Below are 14,415 nucleotides of genomic sequence, written 5' to 3'. Positions count from 1 at the left end.
AACCTGCCGTAACTTCGAGACAATCTCTTCGGGCTTCGGTCTCTTGTTTGCCATTCGTGGTCCTCCGTTTCCTAAACATAACGGTGGACCAGTTCAGTTGGGGAGGCTCACGATGATTTTTCCGGCTGCCGCCGCAGTCGTTATGCGAGCGGCCTTGTTGACGACAGCACCAAAAAAATCGCCGCGTGTCTGCACGACGTCACCGGTGTGAATGCCGACACACAGCCCCAAACGCGGTTCCTGTTCCGCATTTCTGACCGTCTTTTGCATTTGAATGGCGGCTCTTAGGGCTTGCTGCGCGGACGGGAAACTCGACAACGTACCGTCACCAAGCGACTTCACAAACTGGCCCCGATGCGCCTTCACGATCTCCTCTATGCTGTGAAAGTGGCCGTTGACCAAGGCTGACCAGCGTTTGTCGCCCAACGCGGCAGCCAGTCTCGTGCTGCCTTCCAAATCGGTGAACAATACCGAAGCCAGACCTTCCGTCTGGTCCAACGCCGGGCCTTCATCTCGGGCCGCGTCCACCAATCTCTGAATTGCGGTTTGTTCGGTGCCCATATGAACCGCATTTGGTATCGGTGCCGAGCCATGCCGTTGTATTATTTTCCATCCGGCGCCATCCAGCACAAAGACCAGAGTGGTGCGTTGAATGCTGGCTTCTGGCAAACCTGCAAAATGGACGCGGTGCACAAATGATGACCAGCCGGTTTCACCGTTCTCGAACGCTTCCGCCTCGATTTCTTCGGCGGCATATATTTCCGGCATTTCCTTGAAGAAATCTGCAATCCCTTCGCTCACAACGGACCCGTGCCAATATTCGTTTTCAGCCGTGCCGATAAAGCGCATTTCCTCGGCGCGTGAAAAGAAATCTGTCAGAATTTCGGTGTTTCCACTGAGGATGGCCTGATGCAGGCGTCGCGAAACCGCGAGCAGTTCAGGAGACGGACGGATCATCTCGGCCCGAACGATCGCTGGCTTTGCGAAGTGAATACCGGTTCTGCCACGTCATACTCCGGAATATTAACCCCGCCATGCTGCAAGGTGCTTATCCTTCGATCAAGCCCTTTGTTCCGAGGCCAACATAGGTGCCTTGCAAATTTCGAACTGCGGACGAACCCGCCGTTCATAGGCCACTGAAGTTGTATTTCGGATCGGCAAAAGTCATGATTACCCAGTGATCGACAGAGTGAGAACAAGCTACATTGGAAGTTTTTGGAACCGACACGCAAAAACGCATGGCAGCCGCCGGCGAGCACCTAATCAATCTGATCGGTGACGATCCAAGATTTTGCAGCCATGGGCGTGGTATCCAAGTGGCTAACGAATACGACGGCGCTCTGACTGATGCGATCGCAATGGCCCGTGTTCTTGGCATCACAGCTATTGAGTCCGTACAGCGTGCGAAAGTGGACGAAACCCGGACAGAAATTGAGCGACATGGTCTAAAAACGGACGTCATCTCTTGCTATCTGGGGGATCTGGGCTGCGTCGACCGCGCTCGGGAAATTTTGGCCACCCGGTCATTGCCTGATGATCTGACAGTTCACATCATTGATCGCGAAGCCCCACCCGAATGGCTTGAAGCCTTTGCTGAAATTGCTTTGATCCACGGGGTGCTGCCACCTGTAGGTCCAGTGATGCGCGGCATTTCTCGTCCCGGCTTTGCGATGGTGGCCTTTGATAGCTTAGGTTCTCCGGTCGCCACCGCCGGGTCGGTCCTTTGCCATCCCCCTAGCAGCCCGCTCCACCACCGCGCGCAATGGGGGCAGTTGTCGACCCGACCGGATCGTCTGGGTCAGGGGATTGCCAAAGTGTTGGGAGCAATGGCTTTGGTTCATTCCCATGAAGGTCTTGGTGCGACCGGCTTCAAGACTGGCATCGCGCCGGGAAACACTCCTTCGGCGCGGCTTTGCGAAGGGCTGGGTCTCTCAGACAGCGGATACGACATCATCGCTCTGATCGATCCTGAAAATTACGGGGAAGATCGCCTGACCAAGTGACGCATTTCCTTCGTGTATCGGTAACAATCGCGGTGATGGAGATTCCGAGGCGTGATTGACTTGGCGCGAGAAAAGACGTGCGAAAACTAAGACCGTTTGCTCTCTTTTCTGTGATCCGCCATCGTCTCATCCTTCGGTAACTCTATTATACTATCAATGACATAGCTGGGACGCTGCTTGGTTTCCACATTTATTCGACCGACATATTCTCCGATCAGCCCCAGCGCGATCAAGTTACAGGCACCCAACAGTAAGACGACGACCATAACCGATGCATAGCCGGGGACGTCCGCCCCCCAGAAAATGGTTTTGGCAACGATGAAAGCGGCGTAGAAAACGGCAAAGATCGCCGTCATCGTACCTAGATAGGTCCACGCTCGGATCGGCAAAGTTGTCGAACCGGTTATGCCGTCCAACGCAAAATTCCAGAGCTTCCAGAAATTCCAGTTCGTGTCCCCTGCCGACCGGGATGGGCGTTCATACTCGATCGTAACAGGATCAAACCCGACCCACGCAAATAGTCCTTTCATAAAGCGCACGCGTTCGGTCAATTCGTTCAGCCGGATCACGACTTGGCGGTCGAGCAATCGGAAATCGCCAACATTGGGTTCGATAGGATAGTCGGAAATTCGGTTGATCGCCCAATAAAATGCGTTGCTGAGTGTTCTCTTCCCGACGCTGTCCCCTGTGCGAGAAACGCGTTTCGCGTTGACCATTTTCGCCCCAGATTGCCACGCCGCAATCATCTTGGGGATCAGGTCCGGTGGGTCCTGCAAGTCGACATCTATCGGAATGACAGCGTCGCCGCTTGCCTGCCGCAGCCCGGCGGCCAACGCGCTGTCCTTTTTGAAGTTGCGGGACAATTTGACGATACAAACGCTAAAAGGTGGGTTTGCCACCGACTTTATGTAATCAACCGAGCCATCGGTGCTGCCGTCGTCGACGAATACGACTTCGAACAGCGTGCCCGGCCCAAGCATCTTCTCAACTTGTTGGGCAACAGGCCCGATCGCGTCAAAAAACAGCGGTAGGGCATCCACCTCGTTGAAGAATGGGACGACAAGCGAAACGGTTTTCCCATTGGACGATGCGCCCTGATCGGTTTGAGTGGGAAGAGTAAGAGCTGGTTCAGACATTTGTTTTACAAACTTCTCAACTTCGACGATCCGCGCATGGCAATAGTGTCAGGGGCCAGGTTTCACGAGTTTTGCGACCACAGTCAGACCCGCCAGGCGGTTTGCTTTCATTACGGCGCGTTCCAATGTGCAGACACCTTTCAGGATACCGTTCAGAACATCGGGAAGAGGTTTCATGTCCGATCTGTCTGCCTCGCGCCCGCGGGTCGCCAAGCGTACCAGTGCAGCCGCCGGAAAGATTGCTCCGTAATAATAATGTATCGCCTTGGGTTCCGCTTTTACGGCGCGAATGGTCTTTGTTAAGCTCTGGATCGTGTATCTGCGCCGGTGGTCCAGGAAATCGTCATGGGCGCTCCACAAGAATTCGAACGCGGGTACGGTAATGATGAATACGGTGCCGGGACGGGCTTTCTGCCAGTATTCATCCAGCAGAGCGACGTCATCATCGACATGTTCCAGAACGTCCATCATCAGAACAAGATCTGCATTCGAGTTGTCGAGGCTTCTGACAAACTGAATGGATGTACCGTTCGGCAGCCGGTCTTCAGTTTCGTCATCGTATCCGGGATCGACGCAGATTGCCTTATCCGCATAGTTGTTGTTTAACAGCCACTTGCTGAACCAACCCAGCCCTGCGCCGACATCCAGTACCTCCTGAGGTCGGTTGTCAAAATGCCGTGTGATAACATTCGCCTTGGCCGTATAATACCAATGATTATCGGCACGATCACCCAATGCCTGATGTTCTTTTAAATCCAAGATTTTGTCTCGCAGCAGTATGCTAAATTTCAAAATATGCTACGATCAGAACATATTTGTTTAAAGCGAATGATTTGATGAAGTTTTTAAGTGTTGCTTGTGTAACCGTTATCGCGGTTTCAATTTTTTGGTCTTTGTTGGGTTAACCGACAAATCGCTTTGGGTTGACGAGCTTTTCTCAGCCTATTTTGCTGATCCTGAGCTCCGCAATTTCCAGGCTTTTTTTGAAAGGGCAGCACAGGATGTGCATCCGCCTGGATATTATCTGACATTGTGGTGGGTGCTGAAGACATTCCCAGGGCAATTCGAACTGATAGCGCGGGGATATTCCGCCGTTCTAGGATGCGTGGCATTGGTAGTAATTTACTTGGCGCCGGGTCCTTCGATCAGACCTGTAGCCAGACTTGTTGGTGTGGCCGTCGCTGCAACATCAGGGGTTTGGTTCTTTAGCGCACAAAACGCTCGATCCTACTCCGCTCTTTTTTTGATCCTAAGCGTCATCATATTTTTGGCACTTCGTTGCCGAGAAAAGCTAAGCACCGGTCATTTGCCTATCCACGGGTTGGTGGCATTGGCGGTCGCCTGCAATGTTGCAAGCACCTTCCATTACTATTCAATATTGATTTCCGGGGCGGTATTTGGACTGCTAGTGTTGAGCTGCAGAACTTTGCGCCACAGGATGGTTGTAGCGGTCTCAGGTTTTACCGTGTTCCTGTTCACATCGCTATTGTTGTCGTGGCATCTGCCCCAGTTCGTAGTTGAAATAGACAATACCTGGTTCGAAGCGAACTTCGACTTCATTCTTCAGCAGGTCTTGAAGGGGGCAGATTCCTTGGTATCCCCACCTGTTGTTGCAGCAAGTCTATGGTTGGCTTGTATTTTAGTTGTGCTACTGCTCCAGCGATCAAAACGAGCAATTCCACGCGCTGCCCTTGGACCAGACCTTGTGAGCGGTTTGTTGTTCAATTTTTCAATAATTGCCTTAACAATTGGTTTGGGCATTGTTGTAACAATATTCTTTGTACCCATGCTGTCTTTCCGCTTGTTTACAGTATTGGCACCCGTGTTTTGGATCGGTGTCGTGTATCTGGTAGAGTATTTATTCCGGTTGACAGAAGACTATCCTGAAACCGCCATTTTTCACCAACTGTCGAAAGCATTTATCGCGCTGGCGATTATTGTAACTATGGCGGCAAGCATGCTGTCCGGGGACAAAGCTGAAGGCCCCTGGAAGCAGACGAGCCACTACATCGCCAGCATTGATGGCTGTGCCTCCGCTGCTCTGCCCATAGTTTGGTTTGATATGCCATATTTTACCGAGGACGATCCCGAACGGTTTTATGGGTATTACCTGTCTCAGCCCGCTCATCGAAAATGGCTTAAGATCCCAAGAGGTAAGATTGAGGTTTCAATTGCCAGCCCGCAGTTTCAATCGCATGTAGCGACCGTGATGGATACACCCGATGCGTGCCCGATCCTGTTATGGGCAAATCACTTTCTAAAATCCGAGGACATTCAATCTGCAGGGCAATTGGTCCGAAATACCGTAGCTGAACTCGGGGGCGGGGGATATGAAGTCGAAACCGTGCAATTTGCGGAAAATGAAGAGTTTGCGGTTCTGCTGCTGCGCAAGTTGGACGTGGGCATGCAAGGGCAAGACATCAGCTATAGCCAATAACAGTGCCGTACATGTCGTTTGTCCCAATCCCGTATTTCCGTTCAGTCCACACCGAGATCGTTTGGGTCAGGAAGGATGCCCGGTTTTCTAGGGGCGCGGACATTCAGGCTTTCTGCGCGGATGGTCGAGGTGCGGTTGAAACCGCCAATTAGTCGTTGGGTGGCTCATAGGGATCCGGCGTTCCCGGAGGGATTGGAGGAAAATCCTCGAAAGTAGCGAGGTGCTCCTGTAACTGGGGCAGGGCTTTTTCGGCCGCCCAAGTGTGTGGGAAGAGCACACTTTCGCGCTCGTGCGGATCATTCAGAAGGTTGTAGACCCTTGGTGTGTCGAAAGACTCCGTCGCGCCAAAAGCGGTTGTGTTTTCTTTGAACAGAACTTTCCAGTCCCTCCATTTTACACCGAATATCTGTTCGCCCATATATACGATCACGCCTTCTCGGTTCGATCTCGGCTGGTCGCCCAGAAAGAACTCGGATTGGTCGATCCCATCAAACGCTCGGTCTTCCGGCACTTTGCCGCCTGCGAATGCTGCCAGTGTTGGAAAAAGATCCATCGAGTGGACAACGTCATTGCTTTCTGAACCAGCGGGAATCTTTCCCGGCCACTTGATGGCGAAGGGCACGCGCATGCTTCCTTCGAGGCTGGTGAACAGAGTGCCGCGCCAAGGCCCAGCCGTACCATGTACCGCAGGCACCGGCGAGACGTTGGCGTTTCCAACCGGAAGAGCTTCGGGGCCGTTATCTGCGGTAAATATCACCACGGTGTCGTCGGAAACGCCTGCAGCCTCAATCGCATCAACAATGCGTCCGATATAGCTATCTGTTTGAAGTAGAATGTCGGCCCAGACGCCGTTTCCAGTGGCGCCATCAAACTCTTCGGACACGATGTTTGGATAGTGGGTCTGCGTGTAAGCGAGATAGATGAAGAAAGGTGCATCTTCCTCACTCTGGGCTTCGATGAAATCGATGGCTTTTTGTGTCAGGTCGCCATCTATCTCACCGCGATAATCCAGATCATAGTCGCGCGCGACAGTCGCCGGTTGGCCTGCAATACCCTGCATCACCACAGGTTCGTCCATGTTCGCTTCGGCAAATCCCGGAAGCGTGCGCCAGACCGTAACATCGGTGGTCTCGACGCCGTAAAACGCGTCGAATCCTTGATTCGTTGGATAGCGCCCTTCGCTCCATCCAAGGTGCCACTTGCCGTACATGGCTGTGTTGTATCCAACTTCCTTCAGCATCTCGGCCATCGTGATTTCCCACTGAGTCAGACCGTAGACTCCGCCCCCCAATGGGACTGTGTGGTTGCCGCTCCGGATACCGTACCGTCCTGTCATGGTCGCTGCGCGGGACGGTGTACACTGGCTTTCCACGTTGAAGTTCGTGAGTCGTAATCCTTGTGCAGCGAGGGCGTCCATCTCGGGGGTCGCCGTTCCACGAATTATGCCGCCACCGTTGAAACCGGGCTCTCCCCAGCCAAAATTATCCATAAATATGAATACGATGTTGGGTTTGTCTTGAGCTGAAGCAACCGAGGCGAATGAAAGAGATAAGGATAGTAGGACTATTCGCGATAACCAATTCATAACAACACCTCCAATCAAGATCACGGGTTCAAGACTGACGAACCAAGTCACCTGTCGTCAAGAACGTCCACTCGTTGGGATGCTTTTCACCGCGGCTAAGCGTCAAAGTTCCGGGCGACACTGCCGCCCGGGATTAGTTGAACCTCTCCCGAGTTGTGTCGAACTCACCTAAGGGAAACCTTTGTTTTCCTTGACGAACAGGCGGTTCAGATGTTGCCATAGACAGGCATTCAGCTCGGCTGGGAGGTTCAAATGAAGTTTTTTCTGACGACATCGACAGCAATAGTTTCCGCAGCATTCATTACAAGCGCTTCAAATGCTCAAGAGGCCGCACAAGGCGGGCAAGTTGGAGAGATGACCATATCGGTTGATGATATGCGTGAACCCGCGCCTACCGATTTTTCACCTTATGCAGGTCGCGACTTTCCGACACGCCCATTGTGGGGAGACACGCACCTGCACACGTCGAATTCGCTCGATGCCCGCGGATTTGGCGTCATTTTAAGCCCCGACGATGCCTATAGGTTTGCACGTGGCGAAGAAGTCACCACATCGCACGGCCTCCGTGTGAAGTTGTCGCGCCCGCTCGACTGGCTTGTCGTGTCCGATCACTCTGATGCCATGGGCGCGATGAATGAAATCATTGCCGGGAACGCGACGCTGATGCGTGACCTAACGCTTCGCGACTGGAACGAACGCCTCAACGCCGGGGGGGACGTTGCTCTGGGTGCCACAATGGAAGTCATCGAGACTTTTGCCGGCATCACGGGCGAGGCACTTCCCGAGGCTGTTTCAGATCGCAGGTTTGTACAATCCGTCTGGGACGACTTCACACAGACTGCGGATCATCACAACGCCCCCGGCACATTTACCGCGTTCATCGGATACGAGTGGACGTCTACTGAGGGTGGCAACAACCTCCATCGCAACGTGATCTACCGCGATGATGCTATTCGCGCTCGGCAAATGTTGCCCTTCACAACCGCAGAAACCTTTAATCCTGAACGGTTGTGGGACTGGATGGAAACATACGAACAAGAGACTGGCGGTCGTGTGCTGGCCCTTGCCCACAACGGCAACGTGTCCAACGGTCTTATGTTCCCGGTCGAGACCAACCCGGAAACGGGTGAACCATTGACAGCAGATTACGTAGAACGACGCGCGAAGTGGGAGCCAATGTATGAGATCACCCAAATCAAAGGGGATGGAGAGGCGCATCCGTTTCTAAGCCCTAACGATGAGTTCGCGGATTATGAAACTTGGGATAAAGCCAACCTCGGACCAGCGCCCAAAGAAGACTGGATGCTGCAATATGAATATGCGCGCGAGGCTTTGAAGAACGGCCTCAAGCTTGAGGCTCAGCTCGGTACCAACCCGTATAAGTTCGGAGTAGTGGGCTCGACCGACAGCCATACCGCTTTGGCAACGGCGGAAGAAGACAATTTCTTTGGCAAACACTCGGGCGTCGAACCAGAGCCCGGTCGTTGGCAGCATGTCGTAGGTGAGTTTGACACGACCCGAATTCTTGGATGGGAAATGGCCGCCTCTGGTTATGCTGCAGTCTGGGCGCAGGACAACACGCGCGAAGCAATCTTCGACGCCATGGAGCGGAAAGAGGTCCATGGGACAACCGGCAGTCGTATCGCGGTTCGCTTTTTTGGGGGCTGGGACTTTAGCGAAGCTGATGCAAGGTCCCGTTTGCCCGCCGAAATCGGATATGACAAAGGCGTTCCGATGGGCGGGGATCTGGCAGACGCAATAGAAGGCGCAGATGCCCCAACATTCTTGGTTGCTGCGCTGAAAGATCCGTTTTCCGGCAATCTCGACCGTGTTCAGATTGTGAAAGGTTGGTTAAATGCCAGCGGCGAAACTGAAGAGCGGGTTTATGACGTGGCTTGGTCAGGAGACCGGGAACCAGACGCAGACGGTAACCTGCCAGCGGTGGGGAACACCGTGGATGTTGCAACAGGCACGTTTACCAATTCAATAGGGTCTCCGGAACTGATCACGGTTTGGAAGGACCCTGACTTCGATCCTTCTGTGCCCGCTTTCTACTATGCTCGTGTCCTGGAAATTCCCACGCCGAGGTGGTCAGTGTATGACGCCATTCGGTTCGGAGACGAATTGCCTACCGACGTGCCGAGGTCGACACAGGAACGGGCATACACTTCGCCAATTTGGTATACGCCCAAGGGCTGAAGCCTTCAGAATACCCACGTTGGTCACAACCAAGGCCCTGTTCATCAGAACACGGAACGACTGCAGGCGCTTGTGGTTAAATCTTAAGCGGACTACCTACATCAGGCCAACAGTGCCGATGGCAGTCACATATTCGGTGTAGGTGAACTCGGCGGCTCGGTAATAACGTGAGTATGGTTGCCCTTTTTGTGGCTTGCGAAAGCGCAATTCTGGTGCTTGGACAGTATCCACAGAAAAAAAGGCTAACAAAAGGTTTGGTGCGTGTTTTTGGAGATATGCATTTTGAAGAAATTTGACGTTCGGCATAGTTCAAATTCGTCTTCAAGTTTGGCCATCGCATCGCTCGAAAACACATTGGCTCTGTAAGGGTCCAAGGATTCCAACACGATGTCCACATCATCCAAGTCTAGAGAATTAGCGGAACCTTCACGGTCCCAAGGCCAAACAGGATAGCTGACGACAGGTGGCGCTTCCAATGCGAGTGTGAAGTCATATCCTCCACCGGTTGCCACAATACGTTTGGATTGAACGTCCGGCACAGATTGAAGCAATTGAATGCCGTCTGCAAAAATAACATAGGAATCCGCCCCGCGCTCTGGTTCGCCGTTCCTTCTCCGAGTAGCCAAAGCTTCTGATGCATTTGAAAGCCTTTCCTCCCGCGTGCGCCCTGTTTTTTCTCCCGGCGACAAATACGGCATCACATACATTGAGGCAGGGCCCTTCTCGATCAGAGAATAATCCTTCAGTTCAGAAGAAATCCGGACGTAATTTATCGAAGCGACCGCGCCTTGCGCAATGATTAGTGCTGCGAGAACCCACGCCACCAGGTCTGACGACGCAGAAATGGCTGCACTGCTCGCGCGAATACGCTCCGACAATAGCAGCAACACCACAATCAATATCGGCAGCAGCTTCAAATAGGAATAACCGTTCATAAAGAGGCTGGCGGCCAAATATCCGAGGGTGCATGTGGATAGTGCAAATAAGAACTTTGACGTTCCTGTGGGCTCGTTGCGATAAAGCGTTAAACCCTTCGACGCGCAAATAAGAAGTACTGGGGATGCCGAAAGTACAATGTATATCCCGTGAAGGACACGGCCCTGTATTCCCCCCGCAGCACTTCTAAAATCATTTGAAAATAGCAATTCGGTCGACTCGATCGTTCGGGTCAATGCGGGATCAAAGAGAAATATTGCCGCTACAAACCCCAAGCCAATATAGAAAGATATTTTCCCGCCTCTGTTTGCCCAAACAGCCGGAAAATAGAGCAGCGGGAAAATTAATAATGGCGTTTTCATAATCACAAGAAAAAACAAAACGCTGCCGCAAAAAAGGCTGACTAAAAATTCAGGAATCTCCGAGAGTTTTGAGGTTGCCGTTGCAAAGACTGTTAGAAACATCATCAAGCAGATTGCGACGTGGTTATACACAAAGCTGTGGCTGATTATGTCTATGAAGCCATCTTCGATGCAATTGACACCGAGAATAATGGCGGCGGAGCAAGTGAGAAGAAGAACGGCGTTATTTATGGAGACGCGACCGAGCAATACAGTTGATCCAAAAATAAACACAAAAAGAAAAAGCAACACGTACGTGTAATCGATCGCCTTTAAGGTCGGCCCAAACAACTTAAAAGCCAAAATAATGAAAGAAGTGAAACCGCCACCATAATGGTGAGGATAGTCAAGAACCGGGTGCAGCCCGTTGAACCCACGCCAGCCAAGATTTCCATTAAACAGCGTGTCAACAATAAAGCCGTCGTCCAGCAAGACCGGTACAGCGATTCTGGACAAGATAAATCCACAACAAATCAACAAGCCTGTGCCGATTGTCAGAATGTTCAACTTTGTCATGTACTAAACCAAAAGGTGAAAATACCAAGAAATGAAATCGAGCATCGGATGCCCGGGCAAATGTATTCGTCGCGCAATTTGATAAACAAGCTCGATCCACTCGGATGACCGTTGGTTTTTCAGCAGTGTAGCGGCCATGCCATATCGCCGCTCTTGAAATGTCTCTTCGTGAAATCACAGGACCGCGGACGCTACACGAAAAACTCGTTAGGTCTGAACTCATAAACGGGGGTACTTCTCGGAGGGTTCAACCCCAAGTGCCTAGTCTCGTTCCATGTTCTGATGAGCTGGCTGTGCTTGCAGTCTGGAGCTATCCAGTCTCGGGATTTCCCTGCTAACAGGGACTTTTACAAGGAAAACTGCCGATTTCGTCCCAAAGGGCGAAATCTGCCTTCCTTTTACGATTAATTTTCAGCGGGTTGAACGATAACTCCCTAAACTTCGGAACAGGGAATTTTTTCTGCCGAATAGGGACTGGTTTTCGAGAAAACAGGGACACGAAATCGTCCGCGTTCTTGCCTGGCTAAGAGCTCTGCTGGTCTCGTTCGGTTGAGTTGTCCCGGGCTTGGCGGTCACCCAAAAACATGGCTGTCGCGATCAACAAGAAGGCTGGCCCGCAGCAATTGTCAGCGGCCGCGATAAGACCAGCTCCTGTAACCCCCAACAGCGCTTGTCAACCTACGGTATGGCTCGCATTGACATATACCATATCTGGTGTATTCTGGAGGCTCACCACAACCACCGCGCAAGCAACTCGGAAACTGGGTTGCTTGCTGAGAACAAAACGGCGGGTGTTGTGGTTCTCAATTGCCGCACTCACCGGATCAATGGATACGGAAAGGTACTGTGGCAATGGGCATCACAATCAAATACAAGCCTGCAAAAATGGGACCCGGCGAGTTCCCGGAATGTACAGTGACGGAAACCACGAGTGCAACCGACGTCAGGGGCAAGGAGCCGACGGCAGTTGCCACTAAAATACTGCGCAACGACTTGCTGCCAGAATTCACGATCGAGACAAGACCGCTTTCAACGCTTATTGCTGCGCGCCATCCAGTCAGGAAGTCCAGCAAAAGCCAGATTGCAAGGGTCGCGAAATCAATCCTTTCACAGGGATTTCGCGCCCCCCCCGCTGATCGAAAAGGACGGGGAAATTATCGACGGGCATATCCGTGTTGAGGCTGCGAAGTCCCTCGGGTTGGATGAGATACCATGCGTCGTTTCAGATTGCCCGTCCGAAGTGGACAAACGTCTCCTACGTATCGGGTTGAATCGAATTCAAGAGCGCGGTGAGTGGGACGAGTCGGCGCTCAAGCTTGAGCTGGCGTTTCTGTTGGAGTTCGAACCGGACCTGACGGTGACCGGCTTCGAGGCCCCCGAGATCGATCGGCTCGTTGTGCTGGACAATGTCGGGTCCGAGGAGGAAGATCCACTTGACAAGCTGTCGGGCCTTCCCGATCCCGATGCACACGCAGTCACGCGCCCCGGAGATCTATACCATCTGGGTGCTCATCGCATACTCTGCGGCAGCGCCCGCGACATGGATGATGTCCGCCGGGTTCTTGCAGATTGCGAACTCTGCGTCGTGTTCACAGACCCCCCGTACAATCTTTCGATCAGGAGGGACATCAGCGTCGGTGCCGGCAAGTTCGCTGAATTCGCTGAAGGGTCGGGAGAGATGACCGAAGTCGACTACGAGGACCTCCTGACCACTACCACTCGCAACATGGTCCAGATGCTGAAGCCAGGTGGTGTCCTCTTTCTCTGCATCGACTGGCGGCATGCCGAGGTCCTCTTGCGCGTTGTGCGAGCGCTTGGTCTGGATTTGATCAACACCTGTGTCTGGGCCAAGGACAAGCCTGGCATGGGGTCGCTCTATCGCAGCCAGCATGAACTGGTTCTGGTTGCGAAACGACCCGGTGCACCGCACCTCAATAATGTGAAGCTCGGCATCCACGGCCGCAACCGGACAAATCTCTGGCGGTATGCCGGCGCTACCGGTGGCCGGAAATCTGAGGAAGATGACTTCGCACTTCACCCGACGGTGAAGCCCGTCCGTCTGGTGCGGGATGCGGTCCTCGACGTAACAGCCATGGGTGAGGTCGTTTTGGATCCCTTTCTGGGCTCCGGCACGTCGGTACTTGCGGCGGAGCTGTCGAAAAGGATCTGTGCAGGCATCGAGATTTCTCCAGCATATGTCGATGTCGCGATCGGCCGCTGGGAAAAGCTGACCGGGCTTGAAGCTGTCCATGAAGAGACCGGTTTGACCTTCGCCGAACTGAGGCAGAGCCGACAGGCGGGTGGCAACGGCAGCAGGTCAGGCGGGACCGGCGCAAGGACATCGGGTTCCACTTTCGAGGGAGATTTCTGATGTCGGACGACAAGGACAAGGTTGGCGCCAAGGATGTGGGGTACTGCAAGCCGCCGAAGGAGCATCAGTTCAAGCCGGGCCAGTCAGGAAACCCGAAAGGCCGGCCAAAGGGTTCGAAAAACCTTCTGAAGCAGATCTCGAAACACGCGGCGAAGAAGGTGATGGTGATCGAGGGTGGTGTCGAAAAGAAGATGGCGAAAATGGACGTGGTCATTTCGGCAATGTTCAACAAGGCGTCCAAGGGCGATGTCAGCGCAGCGCGGCTGATTACACATCTGATCCAGGCAGCCTCGGTGCTTCCCGGGGAAAACCATCAGTCCGAAAATCCATTCACAGACGACGACTACGCATCATTGATGGACGAACTTGATTGGTTGGAAAAGGTGCAGAACGCAAAAAAACCGGAACAGTTAGATGGTCCCGAATGATGTTCATCGAATTCTCATCAGCGCCCGCTTGAGGGCGTTTTTAGGCCGCGCTTTTCGGTTTCTTAATCCCGGGAAATCATTGTCGTCAGCGCACTATGTGCGGGCTATGTGCTTCCAGCTTGAGCGTGTGGCGCGAGGCGAAGTTCGCCGGCTCATCATCGAACTACCACCACGCCATCTGAAGTCGATAACGCCCAGCGTCTCATTTCCCGCGTGGATCCTTGGGCGCGACCCGACAAAAAGGGTTGTTTGTGTCAGCTACAGTAACGATTTGGCCTACTCATTCAGCAACATGAGCCTCCCCAACTGAACTGGTCCACCGTTATGTTTAGGAAACGGAGGACCACGAATGGCAAACAAGAGACCGAAGCCCGAAGAGATTGTCTCGAAGTTACGGCAGGTT

General features: G+C 52.9%; 10 protein-coding genes. 5 read left to right on the top strand and 5 right to left on the bottom strand.

Annotation, left to right across the window (positions count from 1 at the left end):
- Positions 1-93 precede the first annotated feature (93 nt).
- Positions 94-957, bottom strand: a complete 864-nt coding sequence (locus tag ACR0MS_RS20160; RefSeq protein ID WP_480578033.1) for a nuclear transport factor 2 family protein — start codon at positions 955-957, stop codon at positions 94-96.
- A gap of 281 nt (positions 958-1,238) precedes the next feature.
- Here ACR0MS_RS20160 and ACR0MS_RS20155 point away from each other — a divergent pair, with 281 nt between their 5' ends.
- Positions 1,239-2,003 carry a hypothetical protein gene (locus ACR0MS_RS20155; RefSeq protein ID WP_480578030.1) on the top strand — a complete coding sequence of 255 codons (765 nt, stop codon included), beginning with the start codon at positions 1,239-1,241 and terminating at the stop codon, positions 2,001-2,003.
- An 86-nt stretch (positions 2,004-2,089) separates the two neighbouring features.
- Here the strand turns inward: ACR0MS_RS20155 and ACR0MS_RS20150 are convergent, their stop codons facing one another.
- A complete protein-coding gene (locus tag ACR0MS_RS20150) occupies positions 2,090-3,139 on the bottom strand; it encodes a glycosyltransferase family 2 protein (protein WP_480578027.1) in 1,050 nt (349 codons plus the stop codon).
- A gap of 48 nt (positions 3,140-3,187) precedes the next feature.
- Positions 3,188-3,898, bottom strand: coding sequence for a class I SAM-dependent methyltransferase (locus tag ACR0MS_RS20145; protein ID WP_480578024.1), 711 nt, complete (start codon positions 3,896-3,898; stop codon positions 3,188-3,190).
- A 97-nt stretch (positions 3,899-3,995) separates the two neighbouring features.
- Between ACR0MS_RS20145 and ACR0MS_RS20140 the strand changes: the two genes are divergently transcribed.
- Positions 3,996-5,576: a hypothetical protein gene (locus tag ACR0MS_RS20140; protein ID WP_480578021.1), complete on the top strand. Its 1,581-nt coding sequence runs from the start codon at positions 3,996-3,998 to the stop codon at positions 5,574-5,576.
- A gap of 148 nt (positions 5,577-5,724) precedes the next feature.
- Here the strand turns inward: ACR0MS_RS20140 and ACR0MS_RS20135 are convergent, their stop codons facing one another.
- A complete protein-coding gene (locus ACR0MS_RS20135) occupies positions 5,725-7,161 on the bottom strand; it encodes an arylsulfatase (RefSeq protein WP_480578036.1) in 1,437 nt (478 codons plus the stop codon).
- Between the two features lie 252 nt (positions 7,162-7,413).
- On the opposite strand from ACR0MS_RS20135, the gene ACR0MS_RS20130 reads away from it, so the two are divergent.
- The gene (locus tag ACR0MS_RS20130; protein ID WP_480578018.1) at positions 7,414-9,360 is read left to right on the top strand and encodes a DUF3604 domain-containing protein; all 1,947 of its coding nucleotides are present in this window, start codon (positions 7,414-7,416) and stop codon (positions 9,358-9,360) included.
- Between the two features lie 242 nt (positions 9,361-9,602).
- On the opposite strand, the gene ACR0MS_RS20125 is transcribed toward ACR0MS_RS20130, so the two are convergent.
- Positions 9,603-11,213 carry a hypothetical protein gene (locus ACR0MS_RS20125; RefSeq protein ID WP_480578015.1) on the bottom strand — a complete coding sequence of 537 codons (1,611 nt, stop codon included), beginning with the start codon at positions 11,211-11,213 and terminating at the stop codon, positions 9,603-9,605.
- Between the two features lie 1,039 nt (positions 11,214-12,252).
- On the opposite strand from ACR0MS_RS20125, the gene ACR0MS_RS20120 reads away from it, so the two are divergent.
- Together ACR0MS_RS20120 and ACR0MS_RS20115 are read left to right on the top strand one after the other, a co-directional pair.
- The gene (locus ACR0MS_RS20120) at positions 12,253-13,584 is read left to right on the top strand and encodes a DNA methyltransferase (RefSeq protein WP_480578012.1); all 1,332 of its coding nucleotides are present in this window, start codon (positions 12,253-12,255) and stop codon (positions 13,582-13,584) included.
- Positions 13,584-14,012 carry a DUF5681 domain-containing protein gene (locus tag ACR0MS_RS20115; protein WP_480578009.1) on the top strand — a complete coding sequence of 143 codons (429 nt, stop codon included), beginning with the start codon at positions 13,584-13,586 and terminating at the stop codon, positions 14,010-14,012. The genes ACR0MS_RS20120 and ACR0MS_RS20115 overlap by 1 nt, the downstream gene beginning before the upstream one ends.
- Positions 14,013-14,415 lie beyond the last annotated feature (403 nt).

This window comes from Ruegeria sp. CJ2, from assembly GCF_056536745.1.
Note: the sequence above shows the minus strand (reverse complement) of the source record. Positions and strands in the feature narration are given on the sequence as shown.

What these genes read in the sequence shown, in the direction of transcription:
- ACR0MS_RS20150 (WP_480578027.1), bottom strand. Translation starts at nt 3,139, where the DNA reads ATGTCTGAACCAGCTCTTACTCTTCCCACTCAAACCGATCAGGGCGCA.
- ACR0MS_RS20125 (WP_480578015.1), bottom strand. Translation starts at nt 11,213, where the DNA reads ATGACAAAGTTGAACATTCTGACAATCGGCACAGGCTTGTTGATTTGT.
- ACR0MS_RS20135 (WP_480578036.1), bottom strand. Translation starts at nt 7,161, where the DNA reads ATGAATTGGTTATCGCGAATAGTCCTACTATCCTTATCTCTTTCATTC.
- ACR0MS_RS20115 (WP_480578009.1), top strand. Translation starts at nt 13,584, where the DNA reads ATGTCGGACGACAAGGACAAGGTTGGCGCCAAGGATGTGGGGTACTGC.
- ACR0MS_RS20130 (WP_480578018.1), top strand. Translation starts at nt 7,414, where the DNA reads ATGAAGTTTTTTCTGACGACATCGACAGCAATAGTTTCCGCAGCATTC.
- ACR0MS_RS20160 (WP_480578033.1), bottom strand. Translation starts at nt 957, where the DNA reads ATGATCCGTCCGTCTCCTGAACTGCTCGCGGTTTCGCGACGCCTGCAT.
- ACR0MS_RS20155 (WP_480578030.1), top strand. Translation starts at nt 1,239, where the DNA reads ATGGCAGCCGCCGGCGAGCACCTAATCAATCTGATCGGTGACGATCCA.